Below are 17,576 nucleotides of genomic sequence, written 5' to 3'. Positions count from 1 at the left end.
CGCCCGGTTACATTCCGAACCCGGAAGCTAAGCCTTTCAGCGCCGATGGTACTGCAGGGGGGACCCTGTGGGAGAGTAGGACGCCGCCGAACAATCTTTCAAGGACCCCTGGTCCCAGCGTTCATGCTGGGACCAGGGGTCCTTTTGTTTTCCCGAAGCGCGTCGGATGGTCTGCTGCGCGAGAATGTCTGTGGTACCCGAAGACAGGAGTCACACCCATGTCCACCAACTCTCCCGACGATCGTCCGGAGCGCGAGCCGCGTCGCCGGGACGGCGGTGACAGGGGCGGTTACCGCGGTGGTCGTGACGACCGGTCCGGTTCCGGCGCACCTCGACGCGACAACGACCGTGGCGGCTTCCGCCGTGACGACCAGGACCGGGACCGTGGCCCGCGTCGTGACGACAGCCGGCCCTCCGGTGGTGGGTTCCGCCGTGATGACAGCCGGGGCGGTGGCTCTGGTGGTGGTGGGTTCCGTCGTGACGACAACCGTGGTGGCGGTTCCGGCGGTGGCTTCCGTCGTGATGACAGCCGGGGCGGCGGTTCCGGTGGTGGTTTCGACCGTCGTGACGACAGCCGGCCCTCCGGCGGTGGCTTCCGCCGCGACGACAGCCGGGGCGGCGGTTCCGGCGGTGGCTTCCGTCGTGATGACAACCGTGGTGGTGGCTTCGAGCGCCGTGATGACCGTCCGCGCGGTCCGCGTCGTGATGACGACCGGCCCTCCGGCGGCGGCTTCCGCCGCGATGACAACCGGGGTAGCGGCTCCGGTGGCGGTTTCCGTCGCGATGACAACCGGGGTGGCAGTTCCGGCGGTGGCTTCCGTCGTGATGACCGGGACCGGGATCGTGATCGTGGTCCGCGTCGTGATGACGACCGTGGCGGATACCGGGGTGGTCAGCAGCGTGACGACCGTGGAGGCCGTCCCGGTGGTGGCTTCGAGCGTCGCGACGACCGTCCCCGCGGTCCCCGTCGTGACGACGACCGGCCCTCCGGTGGTGGCGGTTTCCGTCGTGACGACAGCCGGGGCGGCGGCTCCGGCGGTGGTTTCCGTCGTGATGACAACCGGGGTGGTGGCCCCGGCGGTGGTTTCCGTCGTGATGACAACCGGGGTGGTGGCCCCGGCGGTGGTTTCCGTCGTGATGACAACCGTGGTGGTGGCTTCGAGCGCCGTGATGACCGTCCGCGCGGTCCGCGTCGTGATGACGACCGGCCCTCCGGTGGTGGCTTCCGTCGCGATGACAACCGTGGTGGCGGTTCCGGTGGTGGCTTCCGTCGTGATGACCGGGACCGGGATCGTGATCGTGGTCCGCGTCGTGATGACGACCGTGGCGGATACCGGGGTGGTCAGCAGCGTGACGACCGTGGAGGCCGTCCCGGTGGTGGCTTCGAGCGCCGTGACGACCGCCCCCGCGGTCCCCGTCGTGACGACGACCGGCCCTCCGGCGGCGGCTTCCGCCGCGACGACAGCCGGGGCGGCGGCTCCGGCGGCGGTTTCCGCCGCGATGACCGGGGCGGGGACAGGGACCGGGGCGGATACCGTGGCGGTCAGCGCGACGACCGGGACCGTGGTGGTTTCCGGGGACGCGACGACCGGGACCGCGACCGTGAGCCGATCAAGCGGCTGCCGATTCCGGACGACGTCACGGGCGACGAGATCGACAAGGACGTACGCCAGGAGCTCATGAGCCTGCCGAAGACCCTTGCCGAGGACGTCGCGCGCAACCTCGTCATGGTGGCCCGGCTGATCGACGAGGAGCCCGAGGAGGCGTACGCGTACGCCCGTATCGCTCTCCGGCTCGCGTCCCGCGTTGCCGCCGTGCGCGAGGCGGCCGGGTTCGCGGCGTACGCGACGCAGAAGTACGCCGAGGCGCTCGCCGAGTTCCGGGCGGCCCGGCGGATGACCGGGTCCGTGGAGCTGTGGCCCGTCATGGCGGACTGCGAGCGCGGGCTCGGGCGGCCCGAACGGGCGATGGCCATGGCCGGCGAGCCCGAGGTGCAGAAGCTGGACAAGGCAGGGCAGGTCGAGATGCGGCTGGTGGCCGCCGGGGCACGCCGTGACATGGGCCAGATCGACGCCGCCATCGTGACGCTCCAGAGCCCCGAGCTCGCGTCCAGTTCCGTACAGCCGTGGACGCCGCGACTTCGCTACGCGTACGCGGACGCCCTGCTGGAGGCGGGACGCGAGGACGAGGCGCGGGAGTGGTTCGGGAAGGCGCTGGAGGCCGACAAGGACGGTTCCACCGACGCGTCGGACCGGCTTGCCGAGCTCGACGGTGTCGAATTCGTCGACGTCCTCGGTGACGACGGGACCCACGGGACGGACGGGGCAGAGGCGGCCGACGAGGCTGCTCCCCGTGCCGAGGACGGGCCCGAAAGCCGTGACGACGAGGACGACGTGCGTGACGACGCCGGCCTGGACGACGGGCAGGACGAGGACGGGCACGACGGCCAGGACGGTTCCGGGGACGGGTCGGTCAAGGCCTAGCGGCTGACGAAAGAGGGGCGGCACTCCCACCGGAGTGCCGCCCCTTCTTCATGTCGGTCCACGGGGGTCAGCCGAGGGTGAGGCTCCGCATGACCAGGCCCGTGGCCGGCTTCGGGCCGAACGACGTCGACTTGCGGGGCATCGTGACGCCCTGCCTGGCCAGGTCCCGGACGACCTCTTCGCGTACGGGATGCATCAGGACCGCCGTGGCGCCGAGGCGTTCCGCCTGTTCGACGGCTGCCGCGGTGTCGTGGATGTAGCCGATGTGCTCGGGCGCGTCGGGGATCCGCCACACGTCGTCGAGCAGCGCGGAGTGCAGCACCGTCGCGTCCAGGGTGCGCCAGGCGTCGGGGCGGTCCGTCCGGACGGTGCGGGCCAGCAGAGCCGGTTCGGGACGGTCCACGAGGTGGAAGCCGCCGTCACCGGCGAGGAGGAACGCGTTGCCCCCGGCCGCCGCTTCGGCCAGCGCGTCGAGTGCCCGGGGGAGCGGTCCCTCGACCGGCTGGACCCGGAAGAGACCGGTCAGCGCCTGCAGGGCCCGGGAGACCGGCAGCCCCCGCAGGAGCCGGTGGATGGCGCGGACCTGGAGCGGGTGGCGGGCCGTGTCGACGAGGAGGACGAGGCCGTAGTCCCACGGCCCGGGGGCGGACTGTTCCTGCTGGAGCCGGAGATAGGTGGCCCAGCGGTGGTGGCCGTCCGCGATGAGCGCCTGGTGCCGGGCCAGGTCTGTCTCGATCTCGCTCCGCTCGGCCGGGTCCGTCACGGCCCAGAGCCGGTGCCGGAAGCCGTCCTCCGTCGTGGTGGCGAGCAGCGGCTCGCGCCGGACCGTGCGCTCGATGACCGCCGCCGCGCCGGACGGCGGGCCCGCCTCGCCGCGGTAGGTCAGCAGCAGCGGTTCCAGATGGGCCCCTGTCGTGCGCATCAGCTCCGCGCGTTCCGCGACGACGTCGTCCATGACGTCCTCGTGGGGCAGCACGATGCCCTCGGCGGCGGGGGAGAGAGCCAGGGCGCCGATCAGGCCCCGCTGGAGGATCTCGTCGTTGCGCTGCTCGTAGACGTACAGCACCGGGTCCTGGTCCGGTGCGATGACCCCCTCGGCCTGCCAGCGGTCCAGAGTGGCGGCCGCCTGCCGGTGCCGGTCCCGGGCCGTGTCGGCCTGGGGGAGGATGAGGCGCACGATGTTGTGCGGATCCGCGGACTCCAGGTGGTGCAGCCCGTCGGGCCGGACGACCACGTCGTACGGGGGCGAGGTCACGGCGGCAAGGCTGCCGACCCGCTCGGGGACGTAACGCAGTCCGCGGAACGGGATAAGCCGCAGCCCCTGGTCGACGGGACCTGAAGTGTTCATCAGAGCATCGTATGTGTGCAGAGGGCATACGCGATGATCGGGGCGGAAGCCCGGAAGAGGAGCGAGCCAAATGAGCCACCAGCAGGACAGGTTCCGGCCATCGGGGAGCGGTACGGCGCTGAGTGAGGCGTACGACACGGCTCTCCTCGACCTCGACGGGGTCGTGTACGCGGGCGGGGAGGCGATCGGCCACGCCGTGGAATCGCTGACCGTGGCGCGGGCCGGGGGCATGCGCCTCGCGTACGTCACCAACAACGCGCTGCGGACGCCGGACGCGGTGGCGGAGCACCTGACGGAGCTCGGGGTGCCCGCCGAGCCCTCCGACGTGATCACCTCCGCCCAGGCCGTCGCCCGGCTCGCCGCCGGTCAACTGCCGCCGGGAGCCCGGGTGCTGTTGATCGGCGGCGAGGGGCTGCGGGTCGCGCTGCGCGAGCGCGGGCTGGTGCCCGTGGAGTCGGCGGACGACGATCCGGCGGCCGTGGTCCAGGGGTACGGCGGGCCGGACATGACATGGGGGCGGTTCGCCGAGGCGAGCTACGCGATCCGGCGCGGGCTGCCGTGGTTCGCGTCCAACACCGACCTCACCATCCCCGGCGCCCGGGGCATCGCGCCGGGGAACGGGGCCGCTGTCGAGGTCGTACGCATCGCGACCGGCGCCGAGCCGCAGGTCGCCGGGAAGCCGTTGCCGCCGATGCACCGCGAGACCGTGCTGCGGACCGGGGCCGAGCGGCCGATCGTCGTCGGGGACCGGCTGGACACGGACATCGAGGGCGCGTTCAACGGGGGCGTGGACTCGCTGCTGGTTCTCACCGGGGTGACCGACGCGGCGCAGCTGCTGGCCGCCCCACCGCGGCATCGGCCGACCTATGTGGACCGGGACCTGCGGGGGCTGCTGACCGGGCAGCCCGAGGTGACGCCGGCCGGTGAGGCGTACCGGTGCGGGGGCTGGACGGCCGCCGTGCGCGGGGACGAGCTGGTGCTGGACGGCGAGGGCGACGCGCTCGACGGGCTGCGGGCGCTCTGCGGGGCCGCCTGGACCTTCGCCGGTGCGGGCGGGTGCGGGCTGACGGCGGGGAAGGCCCTCGCCGGACTGGGGCTCTGAACCGGTCCCCTGCCCGCCCGACGTTCCCGGCCCCGCCCGACGTCCCTGGTCCGTGAGGGTTTCGGGGCAGGGGGCGGCGGCCCGGACCAGTGGCGTCAAGAGGAAGATAGGTTAACCTAACCTGGCGCTGCTCGGTGGTCTGCCCGTGCCCCGCGCCGTGCCGCTCCAGCTCACCGACTCCGGGAGTACGACCATGCAGCGCCTCACCGCGGAATCGGTGACCCTCGGCTACGACCAGCGGGTCATCACCGAGAACCTCTCGGTGGACATTCCCGACAGCTCCTTCACCGTGATCGTCGGTCCCAACGCCTGCGGCAAGTCGACCCTGCTGCGGGCCCTCGCCCGGATGCTGAAGCCGAGCCGGGGGCAGGTGCTGCTGGACGGGCAGTCCATTCACCAGCTGCCCGCGAAGAAGGTCGCCCGGACGCTGGGGCTGCTGCCGCAGTCCTCCATAGCCCCCGACGGGATCACCGTCGCCGACCTCGTCGCCCGCGGCCGCTACCCCCACCAGGGGCTGCTGCGGCAGTGGTCGCCGGAGGACGAGCGGGTGGTCAACGAGTCCATGGAGTCGACCGGGGTCGCCGAGCTGGCCGAACGGTACGTCGACGAGCTGTCCGGCGGTCAGCGTCAGCGGGTCTGGATCGCCATGGCGCTGGCCCAGCAGACGCCGCTGCTGCTGCTCGACGAGCCGACGACGTACCTCGACATCCAGCACCAGATCGACGTACTGGATCTGTGCGCGGAGCTGCACGAGACGCAGGGCCGCACGCTGGTGGCCGTGCTCCACGACCTGAACCACGCCGCGCGGTACGCCACGCATCTCATCGCGATGCGGGACGGGGAGATCGTCGCGGAGGGGCCGCCGTCGGAGGTCGTCGACGCGGAGCTGGTGGAGCGGGTGTTCGGGATGCGGTGCCAGGTGATCGACGACCCGGAGACGGGGACGCCGCTGGTCGTGCCTGCGGCGCGCAAGGCTCGCCAGGCGGCCGTCTGAGGTTCGTGGGCGGGCGGGCGTACGGGGATGGGCGCGGGGTGCGCCCCGTCGGGCGCCCTGTCCTCCATCGCCGGACAAACTTGACCGGGACTGACAAACTCGACCGGGACTGACCCGTCGAGCCCGTCAGTCGGGCTCGACGGGGACTGACGGCTTGACAGCGCTGACGGCTTGACGGGGCTACAGCAGTGATCTCAGTTTCAGGAGATCCCGGAAGCCCGCCTCCAGGCGTACGCGGCCCGAGGCCCACGCCTTCGCGAAGTTCAGGTCGCCGTCCACCAGCGCCACCAGGTCGTCGCCCGTCATCGCGAGCCTGATCTCGGCCTTCTCCCGGGGCGGCCCCTCGACCGTGTCCCGCACGCTGATCCGGCCATCGGCCAGCCGGCCGGTGAACGTGACGCCGAGGTCCTTGATGTGACAGCTCAGCGAGCGGTCGAGCGCGGCGGCGCTGCGCACGTCGCCCTCGGCGGCTGTGAGCTGGTCGGAAAGTCTTCTCAGTGCGCTGCGGCACTCCGCCCTGGTCGCCATCGTGCTCGACGGTACACCGGGTGCTCGACGCCACACCGGCCCGTCGATGTAGCGTTTCGGCATGAGCGACTGGACGCCGGAGGCGGGGACACCGCCCGTGAGCACGCCCGATGAGCCGGTGACCGGGGAGCCCGCCACCGGAGCGCCCTCCTTCGAGCCCGCCGGGCCCGCGCCCCTCGGGGTCGTGCGCACCCCCACCGGCCACGCCGCAGTGGACGCCCGGCTGGAGCGTCTGGCCGATGCGGACCACCTCCCGGCGGACGGGCACATCGAGGTGTACGAGGATGTACACCGTGGGCTGCGGTCCGAGCTGACCTCGCTGGACGCCCGTCCGGCCGCCGCACCCGGTCCCGTACCCACACCTTCGCAGCACCCGCAGCACACGCATCTCGACCACAGGAGCTGAACCGAACGTGGCAGGAGTGGCACGTCGCCGCCTCGACGCCGAGCTGGTACGCCGCAAGCTCGCCCGCTCGCGCGAGCACGCGAGCCAGCTGATCGCCGCGGGGCGCGTCACCGTCGGCCGCACCACCGCGACCAAACCCGCCACCCAGGTCGAGACGGCCGCCGCGATCGTCGTCACTCAGGACGACGGCGACCCGGACTACGTCTCGCGCGGCGGTCACAAGCTGGCCGGGGCGCTCGCCGCCTTCGTGCCGCTCGGGCTGGCCGTCGAGGGGCGGCGGGCGCTGGACGCCGGGGCGTCGACCGGCGGGTTCACCGATGTGCTGCTGCGGGCCGGGGCCCGGCAGGTCGTCGCCGTCGACGTCGGCTACGGGCAGCTCGCGTGGTCGTTGCAGTCCGATGAACGAGTCGTCGTCAAGGACCGTACCAACGTGCGGGAGTTGACCTTGGAGGACCTCGACGGGGAGGCGGTCGACCTGGTGGTGGGGGATCTGTCCTTCATTCCGCTGGGCCTCGTGCTGCCCGCCCTCGCCCGGTGCGCCGGGCCCGACGCCGACCTGGTCCTCATGGTCAAGCCGCAGTTCGAGGTGGGCAAGGAGCGGCTCGGCAGCGGCGGAGTGGTGCGGAGCCCGGAGCTGCGCGCCGAAGCCGTACGGGAAGTGGCGCGGCGGGCCGGGGCGCTCGGCCTGGGCGTACGGGGTGTGACGGCCAGTCCGCTGCCCGGACCCTCGGGTAACGTCGAGTACTTTCTGTGGCTGCGGGCCGGCGCACCTGAGCTGGATCCCGCGGATGTCGACCGTGCAGTGGCGGAGGGGCCTCGTTGACGACGAATGCGGCACGAACAGTCTTCCTTTTGGCGCACACCGGCCGTCCGGCCGCGATCCGCAGCGCGGAGCTCGTCGTGCAGGGCCTGCTGCGCAACGGGCTCGGCGTACGGGTCCTGGAGACCGAGGCGGCCGATCTGCCGCTCCCGGACACCGTGGAGACGGTCACGGACACCGGCCCCGCCGCCGTGGACGGCTGCGAGCTGCTGATCGTCCTCGGCGGTGACGGCACCCTGTTGCGCGGCGCGGAGCTCTCCCGTGCCTCCGGGGTGCCGATGCTCGGCGTCAACCTCGGCCGCGTCGGCTTCCTCGCCGAGGCCGAGCGCGACGACCTCGACAAGGTGGTCTCCCGGGTCGTCACCCGCGACTACGAGGTCGAGGAGCGCATGACGATCGACGTCCTGGTGCACAGCAACGGCGACGTCGTGTACACCGACTGGGCGCTCAACGAGGCGGCCGTGCAGAAGGTGTCGCCCGATCGGATGCTCGAAGTCGTCCTGGAGATCGACGGCCGTCCGGTCACCGGGTTCGGCTGCGACGGGATCGTCTGCGCCACCCCGACCGGTTCGACCGCGTACGCCTTCTCGGCGGGCGGGCCCGTCGTCTGGCCCGAGGTCGAGGCGCTGCTGATGGTTCCGATCAGCGCCCATGCCCTGTTCGCCAAGCCGCTGGTGACCTCGCCCACGTCCGTGCTCGCCGTCGAGGTCCAGCCGCACACCCCGCACGGGGTGCTGTGGTGCGACGGCCGGCGGACCGTGGAGCTGCCCGCCGGTGCGCGGGTCGAGGTGCGGCGCGGTGCGGTGCCCGTACGGCTGGCGCGGCTGCACCAGGCCTCGTTCACCGACCGGCTGGTCGCGAAGTTCGCGCTGCCCGTCTCGGGGTGGCGGGGCGCGCCCCACTGACGGTCGCCGATGATGCCTTACGGCCCCCGCGACATTCGGGAACGCTCGGGAGAGTGAATCCTGGAGCGGGGGCCGTCGCGCGTCCCGCCCCGGACCTCGTAAGGTCATGTCCGTGCTGGAGGAGATGCGGATACGGTCGCTCGGAGTCATCGACGACGCGGTGGTGGAGCTGTCACCCGGTTTCACCGCGGTGACGGGTGAGACCGGCGCGGGCAAGACCATGGTCGTCACGAGCCTCGGGCTGCTGCTGGGCGGGCGTGCGGATCCCGCCCTCGTACGGGTCGGGGCCAAGGCCGCGGTCGTCGAGGGCCGGATCACGGTGTCCGAGGGCGACGCGGCGGCGCTGCGGGCCGAGGAGGCGGGGGCGGAGCTCGACGACGGCGCGCTGCTCATCAGCCGTACCGTTTCGGCGGAGGGACGCTCACGGGCCCACCTCGGCGGCAGATCCGTGCCGGTGGGGGTCCTCACCGAGCTCGCGGACGAACTCGTCGCCGTGCACGGCCAGACCGATCAGCAGGGGCTGCTCAAGCCCGCGCGGCAGCGGGGTGCCCTGGACCGGTACGCCGGAGACGGCGTGGAGGTCCCGCGCGCCAAGTACGCGGCGGCCTACCGGCGGCTGCGGGCCGTCGCGGCGATCTTGGAGGAGCTGACCACCCGGGCCCGGGAGCGGGTCCAGGAGGCGGATCTGCTGCGCTTCGGCCTGAACGAGGTCGCCGCCGTCGAGCCGTTGCCGGGTGAGGACGTCGAGCTGGCCGCCGAGGCGGAGCGGCTCGGACACGCCGAGGCCCTCGCCTCCGCCGCCTCCCTCGCGCACACCGCGCTGGCGGGGAATCCGGAGGACCCGGAGAGCGTCGACGCGACGACGGTCGTCGCCGCCGCCGGGCAGGCCCTGGACGGGGTCCGCGCCCACGACCCGGCGCTGGCCGCGCTGGCCGACCGGATCGGGGAGATCTCCATCCTGATCGCCGACGTCTCCGGCGAGCTCGCCGGGTACGCCGGTCAGCTGGAGGCCGATCCGCTGCGGCTGGCCGCCGTGGAGGAGCGCCGGGCCGCGCTGACCGCCCTGACCCGTAAGTACGGCGCGGACATCACGGCCGTGCTCGCCTGGGCCCAGGAGGGCGCCGGCCGGCTGACCGAGCTGGAGGGCGACGACGAGCGGATCGGCGAACTGACCGCGGAACGCGACGCGCTGCGGGCCGAACTCTCCGTGCTCGGACAGGCGTTGACCGACGCGCGTACGGAGGCCGCCGCCCGGTTCGCCGAAGCGGTGACCGAGGAGCTGGCCTCGCTCGCCATGCCGCACGCCCGGGTCTCCTTCGCCATCCGGCAGACCGAGGCGGCCGACGAGGCGTCCGGCATCGACATCGGCGGGCGGAGTGTCGTCTACGGCCCTTCGGGCGCCGACGAGGTCGAGCTGCTGCTCGCTCCGCACCCGGGTGCCCAGCCCCGGCCCATCGCCAAGGGCGCTTCGGGCGGTGAGCTGTCCCGGGTGATGCTCGCGGTCGAGGTAGTCTTCGCGGGCTCCGACCCCGTACCGACGTATCTCTTCGACGAGGTCGACGCGGGCGTCGGCGGCAGGGCGGCGGTCGAGGTCGGCAGGCGGCTCGCCAAGCTCGCCCGGTCCGCACAGGTCGTGGTCGTGACCCACCTGCCGCAGGTCGCGGCCTTCGCCGACCGGCAGTTGCTGGTCGAGAAGACCGTGGACGGCTCGGTGACCCGCAGCGGTGTCACCGTCCTGGAGGGCGAGGACCGGGTCCGGGAGCTGTCCCGGATGCTGGCGGGCCAGGAGGACTCCGAGACGGCCCGCGCCCACGCCGAGGAGCTGCTCGCCACGGCCCGCGCCGACGGGTGAGGGCATGAGCCGGACCGTCCCGGCGGCCGTGGCCGCGACCGTGGCCGCCGGGGTGTACGGGCTGCTGCGCCGCCGCACCGACGCGGCGTGGCGGCGCACCAACCGCGCCGGACGGACCGTCACCCTGTACGCCGGTCCGGCCGCCGTCCTCGGCACCGCCGCCGGGCTCGCCGCCGCCCCCGGTCCGGCCCGGGAGCGGGCCGCCGGGGTGTTCGCGGTACTGGCGGCCGGGGGCTGCGGGGCGTACGACGATCTCGTCGGGGCCGCTGACCCACGCCGGGGGTTCCGTGCCCATCTGGGTGCGCTGCGCCGGGGCGAGGTGACCTGCGGGGCCGTGAAGCTCCTCGGGATCGGGGCGGCGGGGCTGTCCGCCGGGCTGCTCGTCGAGGAGCATGCCGTGGACGGGGTGCTGACCGGCGTGGTCGTCGCGGGCACCGCCCATCTCGTCAACCTGGTGGACGTCACGCCCGGGGCGGCCGTCGGCTGCGTCGCGCTGCTCGGCGCCGCGGGACTGGCGGGCGGTGTCACGGCCGCCGCGCCGCTCGCCGCCGGGGGCGTGCTCGCCCCTGTCGACCTGGGTGAACAGGCCATGCTCGGGGACACCGGGGCGCACGCGCTCGGCGCGGCACTGGGCCTGGCCCTCGCCCGTGGCACCGGCCGGTTCGGGCGGGTGGCACTGGCCGCGGGGGTGGTGGCGGCCGCGGCCGCCGGAGACCGGGTCAGCAGCCTCGCCCGGCGCGTCCCGAGGGCGCGGAGGCAGCTGGCGGGGGACACCGGAACGTAGACGGTCGGGCCGGCGGGCGGAGGTCCGGCGTCCGGGCAGCGTGGCGGGTGACCAGTGGGCGGTGCGGGCCGGTGGGCGACGCGGCGGCAACTGCGCGCCTCCAGGTTCACCCGTAAGGGTGGTGCGGTGTGGCCGGTTGTCGCCGCGAGCGCGGCAGCAACGTTACGGCGGTCCCGGAACGTGCGTACGGGCTGGCATCCTTGGCGCTGTACTTACCGCCGACTCCGGAGCCCCGGGGAGCCAATCAACGTGTCACAGCTGCGTACGGTCCAAGTCCTGGGCGGCGGCAGTGCGGGCAGCAGCGCGCACGTCGGTTCGCTGGCCGCCGGGCTGGTGGCGCGCGGGGTGCAGGTGACCGTCTGCGCCCCGGCCGCCGTGGACCGCGCCTACGACTTCACGGCGACCGGAGCACGTTTCCTTCCGGTGCCCCGGCGCAGCGATCCGGCCGCCGTCGCCGCGCTGCGGGCCGCCTGCACGGGTGCGGACGTCGTCCACGCCCACGGGCTCCACGCGACAGCCCGTACCGCCCTCGCCCTCAGCGGGCGCGCCGTGCCCCTGGTGATGACCTGGCACACACGGCGGTACGCGGAAGGCGCCCGCCGCCAGGTCCTGCACCTGCTGGAACGACGCGCCGCACGGGTGGCGGCCGTGGTCCTGGCCCCCTCCTCCGACCTGGTGGACCGGGCCCGCGAGAGGGGCGCGCGCGACGCCCGGCTCGCCCCCGTCGCCGCCCCGCCCCCGCGCCCGGCCGCCACCGACGACGAGGGCAAGGTGCGGGCCGAACTGGGGGCGGTGGACCGGCCGTTGCTGATGGCCGTCGGCAGTCTCGTACCGCATCACGGCTTCGGCACCCTGCTGGACGCGGCCCGTGTCTGGCGGAGTCTGGACCCCGTGCCGCTGCTCGTCATCGCGGGGGAGGGGCGCGACCGGGACGCACTGCAACGGCGGATCAGGGAAGAGGAGTTGCCCGTCACCCTCATCGGATGCCGGGACGGAGTGGGGGAGTTGCTCGCCGCCGCCGACCTGGCCCTGCTGCCGAGCCGGTGGGAGGGCCGGTCCCTGCTGGCGCAGGAGGCGCTGCGGGCCGGGGTGCCGCTCGTCGCCACCGCGGTCGGCGGCGTGCCCGAACTGGTCGGCAGGGCCGCCGAACTGGTGCCGTACGGCGACGCCGAGGCCCTCGCCCGTACGGTCGTGGGGCTGCTCGGGGACCAGGGGGCGCGCGCCCGGCTCGCCGAGGCCGGGCGGGTGCAGGCGGCGGGCTGGCCTGCCGAGGACGATACGATCGCCCATGTCCTCAGTGTCTACGACGAGTTGACGCAGCCGCTGGCGACGGGGCGGACACGCTGACGGGGTGCGTCGGGCGGGCGCGCTGAGCCCCCCGCACCTCCCGGGCCGTCAGGTCGTGTGGCGGCGGGCCCTCAGCGCCAGGCTCAGCGCCAGCACCGACTGCGGGTCGTCCAGGTCCGTGCCCAGCAGCTCGCCGATCCGGGCGAGGCGGTTGTAGAGCGTCTGGCGGTTGAGGTGCAGCTCGCGGGCGGTCTCCGCCTTGCGGCCCGCGTGCGCCAGATACGCCTGGAGCGTCGGGAGCAGCGGAGGGCGCGAGGTGCGGTCGTGTTCGCGCAGCGGGCCGATCGCCCGGTTCACGAACGCCGCCAGGTCCGGATGGTCCCGCAGCCGCCACAGCAGCAGGTCGATGTCCAGGCGCCGGGCGTCGTACCAGGGCCGGTCGTCCAGGCCCTGAGCGGCCGTCGCCGTCTCCGACGCGTGCCGCAGCCCCGCGCCCGCCGCGGCCCAGCCGCCCGGGACGCCGACCACGACCACCGGCGCCTGTGATCCGGCGCGGTCGAGACCGGCCCGCTCCACGCCCGCCCGCAGCGCCGCCGCCACCCGGTCCGCGACCGCCGTGCGCTCGCCCTCCGAGCGCAGCCCCAGCAGCAGCGGAACCCGCCCCTCCACGGGCCGTACGCCGAGCAGCACAGGGACCCCGACCGAGGCCAGCTCCTCCAGGACCGCACGGGCCAGCAGCGCCCAGTTGCCCGACGGGGACAGCTCCGGGGCCAGCCGCATCACCACCGGGAGGAGCGGAGTGTCACCGGGCCGGAAGCCGAGCACCCGGGCCTGGGCGGGAGCGTCCTGCGGGGCGATCCGGCCCTCCGCGAGGTCGGTGAGGAAGTCGCCCCGGCCCCGGGCGGCCAGCTCCTCCTCCTGCCGGGCCTGCATCAGCACGACGGCGAGGAGGCCCGCCGCCCGCTCCGCCGCCATCCGGTGCACGGTCGCCAGCGGGCCGGACACCGCGAGCAGCACCAGCCTCGCCCGTACCGCACCGGTCTCGGGTCCGCCGCCGGGCACGTCCACCAGCACCGCACCGGCCGGCGGGCTCTCCCGGGCCGCCCGGTCGCCGCGCATGCCCTCCCAGACCTGGAGCGGGTCCGCGCCCACCGGTCCTGTCCCGGTGGAGGCGGCGTACAGGAGCTGGCCGTCGGGCGTCTCCAGGAAGACCGGGTTGGCGGTGAAGTCGGCGAGGATGCCGAGCACCTGCGGCACCCCGCCCCCGTCGAGCAGTGCGCCGGTGGCGCGCCGGTGCACCTCCTCCGCCCGCTGGAGCAGCGCGTAGTGCCCGTTGACGATCTCGGTGTGCACTTCCTCGGTCACCGCGACGAACGGCACCTCGCGGTGCAGCTGGACCAGCGGGAGCCCGGCCGCGCGGGCGGCGTCCACGATGGCGGCGGGCAGCCGGCCGAAGCGCGGGCCGAGTTCCACCACCAGGGCCGCGATGCCCCGGTCGGCGAGGCGGCGGACGAAGGCGCGCTGTTCGGCGGGGCGGGCGCCCAGGCCGAGGCCGGTGGTCAGGAGCAGCTCGCCGCCCTTGAGGAGGGAGGCGATGTTCGGGACCTCGCCCGCGTGCACCCAGCGCACCGCACGGTTCAGCCGGTCGGCGCCGGCCACCACCTCCGGGAGCCCGGCGCGCAGCCCCGGCAGCTCCAGCGCCCGCTGCACGGTGATTCCGCTGTGGCTCTCCACGTACCCGGCCCGCTTCCCTTGTGCCTGCCCTGCCCGGCCCGTCGATCGGGCGGTCGTCCTGCTCAGGACGCTACCGCCCGGGGTGCGGGCCGCGCATCGCAGGGGAGGCGGAGAGACAACAGCGCCGGGCAGGCCCGGCCGGGTCAGGGCTTCGTCAGCAACCCCGCGAGCGTGCCCCGGCTGCGCCGCAGCGCCTCGATCTGTTCGTCCATCTCCGCCAGCTCCCCGCCGAGGATCTCCCGCAGCTCCGCGCACCAGTCGAACCCCGGCCCCTCGCCCCGGGCGCACGGCAGCACCTGACGGATCACCTCGGTGGACAGGCCCGCCCGCAGCAGCGCGCGGATCTGCGTGACGGTCACCACGGCCTCCTCGCCGTAGGCGCGATAGCCGTTGGTGCCGCGCCGGGCCGACAGCAGCCCCTGCGCCTCGTAGTACCGCAACGACCGGGCGCTGACGCCCGTCCGCCGGGACAACTCCCCGATCAGCATGTTCCCTTGCCCCGTTCCCTCTTGACCTTGTCACTGGTGTCAGGCATTAACGTTCGAGCCATGAACGAAGATTCCCCGTACGTCGTGCACATGAACGGCCGGCCGGCGACCACCGACGACCTCGCGCCGCTCGCCTTCGCGGGCCATGCCCACTTCACCGCGATGCAGGTCCGCGACGGCCGGGTCCGGGGCCTCGACCTCCATCTGGAGCGGCTGCGGTCGGCGTCGGCCGAACTGTTCGGCCAGGCCCTGCCCGAGGACCTGGTCCGCTCCCACCTGCGTACCGCACTGCGCGACGGACCGGCCGACCTCTCACTGACGGCGACGGTCTCCTCCGCGGCCGGCGAGTTCACCGCGGCCGACGCGGACCCGGTGCTGCTGGTGCGGACCGGGCCGCCGTCGTCCGGGCCCGGCGGCCCGCTGGCGCTCGCGGCCGTCGGGCACGAGCGGTTCCTGCCGCACGTCAAGCATGTCGGCGAGGTCGCCAAGACCCACCTCCTCCGGCAGGCCGTCGCCGACGGCTTCGACGACGCCGCGTTCCTGGACCGGGAGGGCCGCTTCAGCGAGGCGACGATCTGGAACCTGGCCTTCTGGGACGGCGAGACGGTGGTGTGGCCCCGGGCCGGGATGCTGACCGGGACCACCATGGGCATCGTCAGCCGACAGCTGGACCGGCTCGGAGTCGGCCGGCGGACCGCCGCGATCACCCCCGAGGACCTGCCCGCCCTCGCCGGCGCGGTCGTCATGAACTCCTGGACGCCGGGCGTGGCGGTCCACCGGATCGGCGCCACCGAGCTGCCCGCCGCGCCCCGGTTCCTGGAACTGCTCCACCGGGCGTACGAGGCCGAACCGCTCACCGCGCCCTGAAAACGCACGGTGGCCGCCCCGGAGAGCCCGGGGCGGCCACCGTCGGGACGAACCGCGGCTCAGCCGACGTACGCACCGCTCGCCGTCAGCCGCAGGGCCGTGTCGATCAGCGGGACGTGGCTGAACGCCTGCGGGAAGTTCCCCACCTGGCGCTGGAGGCGGGAGTCCCACTCCTCGGCCAGCAGGCCCAGGTCGTTGCGGAGCGACAGCAGCTTCTCGAACAGCTGGCGCGCCTCGTCGACCCGGCCGATCATCGCGAGGTCGTCGGCCATCCAGAACGAGCAGGCCAGGAACGCGCCCTCGTCGCCCGCCAGACCGTCGACGCCCGCGTTCTCGCCCTCGGTGGGGTAGCGCAGGATGAAGCCGTCCTCCGTGGACAGCTCCCGCTGGATCGCCTCGATCGTGCCGATGACCCGCTTGTCGTCCGGCGGCAGGAAACCCATCTGCGGGATGAGCAGCAGGGAGGCGTCCAGCTCCGTCGACCCGTAGGACTGGGTGAAGGTGTTGCGCTCCTTGTCGTAGCCGCGCTCGCAGACGTCCCGGTGGATGTCGTCGCGCAGCTCGTACCACCGCTCCAGCGGGCCCTCGACGTCCCCGGACTCGACCAGCTTGATCGTCCGGTCGACCGCGACCCACGCCATCACCTTGGAGTGCACGAAGTGCCGGCGCGGCCCGCGCACCTCCCAGATGCCCTCGTCGGGCTCCTCCCAGTGCTTCTCCAGATACTCGATCAGCTTGAGCTGGAGGCCCATGGCGTAGTCGTTGCGGGTCAGGCCCGTCATGTGCGCCAGGTGCAGCGCCTCGGTGACCTCGCCGTAGACGTCCAGCTGGAGCTGGTTCGCCGCGCCGTTGCCGACGCGGACCGGGCCGGAGTTCTCGTAACCGGGCAGCCAGTCCAGCTCCGCCTCGCCGAGCTCGCGCTCACCGGCGATGCCGTACATGATCTGGAGGTTCTCCGGGTCGCCCGCCACCGCCCGCAGCAGCCACTCACGCCAGGCGCGGGCCTCCTCGCGGTACCCGGTGCGCAGCAGCGAGGAGAGGGTGATCGCGGCGTCCCGCAGCCAGGTGTAGCGGTAGTCCCAGTTCCGTACGCCCCCGATCTCCTCGGGCAGTGACGTGGTCGGCGCCGCGACGATGCCGCCGGTCGGCGCGTACGTGAGGGCCTTGAGCGTGATCAGGGAGCGGACGACCGCCTCCCGGTAGGGCCCGTGGTACGTACACTGATCGACCCATTCGCGCCAGAACAGCGCGGTCGCCTCCAGGGACCCCTCGGGGTCGGGGAGGGCCGGCGGCCCGTGGTGCGAGGGCTGCCAGCTGATCGTGAACGCCACCCGGTCGCCGGGGCCGACGGTGAAGTCGGAGTAGGTGGTCAGGTTCTTGCCGTAGGTGTCCGCGTCGGTGTCCAGCCAGACGGAGTCCGGCCCGGCCACGGCGACCGTGCGGTTGTCGACCTTGTGCACCCAGGGCGTCACCCGCCCGTAGCTGAAGCGCATCCGCAGTTCCGAGCGCATCGGCACGCGGCCGCTGACGCCCTCCACGATCCGGATCAGCTGCGGCGCGCCGTCACGCGGGGGCATGAAATCGGTCACGCGTACGGTGCCGCGCGGTGTGTCCCACTCCGATTCCAGGACGAGGGAGTCACCGCGATAGCGCCGCCGGTCGGCGAAGGCCGGTTCGGTTCCTTCCGCTCTCGCGGGGCCCAGGCGCCAGAAGCCGTGCTCCTCGGTGCCCAGCAGGCCCGCGAACACGGCGTGCGAGTCGAAGCGGGGCAGGCACAGCCAGTCCGCTGTGCCGTCCCGGCAGACCAGGGCAGCGGTCTGCATGTCTCCGATGAGTGCGTAATCCTCGATGCGCCCGGCCACGTGCGTCTCCAGTCGAACGGCCATGTCGCCCCGTCAAAGGGCGCTTACTGCGGGTCAAGGGGGTCGTAGGGTCTTTCACCCGGGAAGATCCGACGAGTTCCTGTACCGGTGGGCGG

General features: G+C 73.6%; 15 protein-coding genes and 1 rRNA gene. 11 read left to right on the top strand and 5 right to left on the bottom strand.

Features of this window, described 5'->3' with window-relative positions; all coding sequences use genetic code 11:
- A 5S ribosomal RNA gene (gene rrf / locus ACGF2Y_RS31685) occupies nucleotides 1-92 on the top strand; the annotation flags it as partial.
- Nucleotides 93-1,679: 1,587 nt separating this feature from the next.
- On the top strand, nucleotides 1,680-2,483 hold the full coding sequence (locus ACGF2Y_RS31680; protein ID WP_392954599.1) for a tetratricopeptide repeat protein: 804 nt from the start codon (nucleotides 1,680-1,682) through the stop codon (nucleotides 2,481-2,483).
- A gap of 67 nt (nucleotides 2,484-2,550) precedes the next feature.
- Here ACGF2Y_RS31680 and ACGF2Y_RS31675 read toward each other — a convergent pair whose 3' ends face one another.
- A complete protein-coding gene (locus tag ACGF2Y_RS31675) occupies nucleotides 2,551-3,831 on the bottom strand; it encodes a DUF1015 family protein (protein ID WP_392954597.1) in 1,281 nt (426 codons plus the stop codon).
- A 70-nt stretch (nucleotides 3,832-3,901) separates the two neighbouring features.
- Between ACGF2Y_RS31675 and ACGF2Y_RS31670 the strand changes: the two genes are divergently transcribed.
- Complete coding sequence (locus ACGF2Y_RS31670; RefSeq protein ID WP_392954595.1) at nucleotides 3,902-4,933, top strand: HAD-IIA family hydrolase; 1,032 nt, start codon at nucleotides 3,902-3,904, stop codon at nucleotides 4,931-4,933.
- Between the two features lie 193 nt (nucleotides 4,934-5,126).
- The gene (locus ACGF2Y_RS31665; RefSeq protein ID WP_392954607.1) at nucleotides 5,127-5,927 is read left to right on the top strand and encodes an ABC transporter ATP-binding protein; all 801 of its coding nucleotides are present in this window, start codon (nucleotides 5,127-5,129) and stop codon (nucleotides 5,925-5,927) included.
- 180 nt (nucleotides 5,928-6,107) lie between these two features.
- Here ACGF2Y_RS31665 and ACGF2Y_RS31660 read toward each other — a convergent pair whose 3' ends face one another.
- Nucleotides 6,108-6,455: an SCP2 sterol-binding domain-containing protein gene (locus tag ACGF2Y_RS31660; protein ID WP_392954593.1), complete on the bottom strand. Its 348-nt coding sequence runs from the start codon at nucleotides 6,453-6,455 to the stop codon at nucleotides 6,108-6,110.
- 61 nt (nucleotides 6,456-6,516) lie between these two features.
- Between ACGF2Y_RS31660 and ACGF2Y_RS31655 the strand changes: the two genes are divergently transcribed.
- From ACGF2Y_RS31655 to ACGF2Y_RS31630, 6 genes are all read left to right on the top strand, one after another.
- The gene (locus ACGF2Y_RS31655) at nucleotides 6,517-6,861 is read left to right on the top strand and encodes a hypothetical protein (RefSeq protein ID WP_392954591.1); all 345 of its coding nucleotides are present in this window, start codon (nucleotides 6,517-6,519) and stop codon (nucleotides 6,859-6,861) included.
- Between the two features lie 7 nt (nucleotides 6,862-6,868).
- Nucleotides 6,869-7,684, top strand: coding sequence for a TlyA family RNA methyltransferase (locus ACGF2Y_RS31650; RefSeq protein ID WP_392954589.1), 816 nt, complete (start codon nucleotides 6,869-6,871; stop codon nucleotides 7,682-7,684).
- A complete protein-coding gene (locus ACGF2Y_RS31645) occupies nucleotides 7,681-8,586 on the top strand; it encodes an NAD kinase (RefSeq protein ID WP_392954587.1) in 906 nt (301 codons plus the stop codon). Before ACGF2Y_RS31650 ends, ACGF2Y_RS31645 begins: the two co-directional genes overlap by 4 nt.
- 106 nt (nucleotides 8,587-8,692) lie before the next feature.
- The gene (recN, locus tag ACGF2Y_RS31640) at nucleotides 8,693-10,438 is read left to right on the top strand and encodes a DNA repair protein RecN (protein WP_392954585.1); all 1,746 of its coding nucleotides are present in this window, start codon (nucleotides 8,693-8,695) and stop codon (nucleotides 10,436-10,438) included.
- 4 nt (nucleotides 10,439-10,442) lie between these two features.
- Complete coding sequence (locus tag ACGF2Y_RS31635) at nucleotides 10,443-11,222, top strand: hypothetical protein (RefSeq protein ID WP_392954583.1); 780 nt, start codon at nucleotides 10,443-10,445, stop codon at nucleotides 11,220-11,222.
- A gap of 249 nt (nucleotides 11,223-11,471) precedes the next feature.
- The gene (locus tag ACGF2Y_RS31630) at nucleotides 11,472-12,569 is read left to right on the top strand and encodes a glycosyltransferase family 4 protein (protein WP_392954581.1); all 1,098 of its coding nucleotides are present in this window, start codon (nucleotides 11,472-11,474) and stop codon (nucleotides 12,567-12,569) included.
- 48 nt (nucleotides 12,570-12,617) lie between these two features.
- Here the strand turns inward: ACGF2Y_RS31630 and ACGF2Y_RS31625 are convergent, their stop codons facing one another.
- Nucleotides 12,618-14,243: a PucR family transcriptional regulator gene (locus ACGF2Y_RS31625; RefSeq protein WP_392954579.1), complete on the bottom strand. Its 1,626-nt coding sequence runs from the start codon at nucleotides 14,241-14,243 to the stop codon at nucleotides 12,618-12,620.
- Nucleotides 14,244-14,386: 143 nt separating this feature from the next.
- Nucleotides 14,387-14,731 carry a MerR family transcriptional regulator gene (locus ACGF2Y_RS31620; protein ID WP_392954578.1) on the bottom strand — a complete coding sequence of 115 codons (345 nt, stop codon included), beginning with the start codon at nucleotides 14,729-14,731 and terminating at the stop codon, nucleotides 14,387-14,389.
- 60 nt (nucleotides 14,732-14,791) lie between these two features.
- Between ACGF2Y_RS31620 and ACGF2Y_RS31615 the strand changes: the two genes are divergently transcribed.
- A complete protein-coding gene (locus ACGF2Y_RS31615) occupies nucleotides 14,792-15,598 on the top strand; it encodes an aminotransferase class IV family protein (RefSeq protein WP_392954576.1) in 807 nt (268 codons plus the stop codon).
- Between the two features lie 59 nt (nucleotides 15,599-15,657).
- On the opposite strand, the gene ACGF2Y_RS31610 is transcribed toward ACGF2Y_RS31615, so the two are convergent.
- Nucleotides 15,658-17,484: a glycoside hydrolase family 15 protein gene (locus tag ACGF2Y_RS31610; protein ID WP_392954574.1), complete on the bottom strand. Its 1,827-nt coding sequence runs from the start codon at nucleotides 17,482-17,484 to the stop codon at nucleotides 15,658-15,660.
- Nucleotides 17,485-17,576: the final 92 nt, after the last annotated feature.

It is taken from the genome of Streptomyces sp. NPDC048142, assembly GCF_043202835.1.
In the GTDB taxonomy this organism is placed as follows: Bacteria; Actinomycetota; Actinomycetes; order Streptomycetales; family Streptomycetaceae; genus Streptomyces.
Note: the sequence above shows the minus strand (reverse complement) of the source record. Positions and strands in the feature narration are given on the sequence as shown.

Excerpts from the sequence above, each read along its gene's own strand:
- ACGF2Y_RS31655 (WP_392954591.1), top strand. The coding sequence starts at position 6,517 with ATGAGCGACTGGACGCCGGAGGCGGGGACACCGCCCGTGAGCACGCCC.
- ACGF2Y_RS31615 (WP_392954576.1), top strand. The coding sequence starts at position 14,792 with ATGAACGAAGATTCCCCGTACGTCGTGCACATGAACGGCCGGCCGGCG.
- ACGF2Y_RS31660 (WP_392954593.1), bottom strand. The coding sequence starts at position 6,455 with ATGGCGACCAGGGCGGAGTGCCGCAGCGCACTGAGAAGACTTTCCGAC.
- recN (WP_392954585.1), top strand. The coding sequence starts at position 8,693 with ATGTCCGTGCTGGAGGAGATGCGGATACGGTCGCTCGGAGTCATCGAC.
- ACGF2Y_RS31635 (WP_392954583.1), top strand. The coding sequence starts at position 10,443 with ATGAGCCGGACCGTCCCGGCGGCCGTGGCCGCGACCGTGGCCGCCGGG.
- ACGF2Y_RS31620 (WP_392954578.1), bottom strand. The coding sequence starts at position 14,731 with ATGCTGATCGGGGAGTTGTCCCGGCGGACGGGCGTCAGCGCCCGGTCG.
- ACGF2Y_RS31675 (WP_392954597.1), bottom strand. The coding sequence starts at position 3,831 with ATGAACACTTCAGGTCCCGTCGACCAGGGGCTGCGGCTTATCCCGTTC.
- ACGF2Y_RS31610 (WP_392954574.1), bottom strand. The coding sequence starts at position 17,484 with ATGGCCGTTCGACTGGAGACGCACGTGGCCGGGCGCATCGAGGATTAC.
- ACGF2Y_RS31670 (WP_392954595.1), top strand. The coding sequence starts at position 3,902 with ATGAGCCACCAGCAGGACAGGTTCCGGCCATCGGGGAGCGGTACGGCG.
- ACGF2Y_RS31665 (WP_392954607.1), top strand. The coding sequence starts at position 5,127 with ATGCAGCGCCTCACCGCGGAATCGGTGACCCTCGGCTACGACCAGCGG.
- ACGF2Y_RS31680 (WP_392954599.1), top strand. The coding sequence starts at position 1,680 with ATGAGCCTGCCGAAGACCCTTGCCGAGGACGTCGCGCGCAACCTCGTC.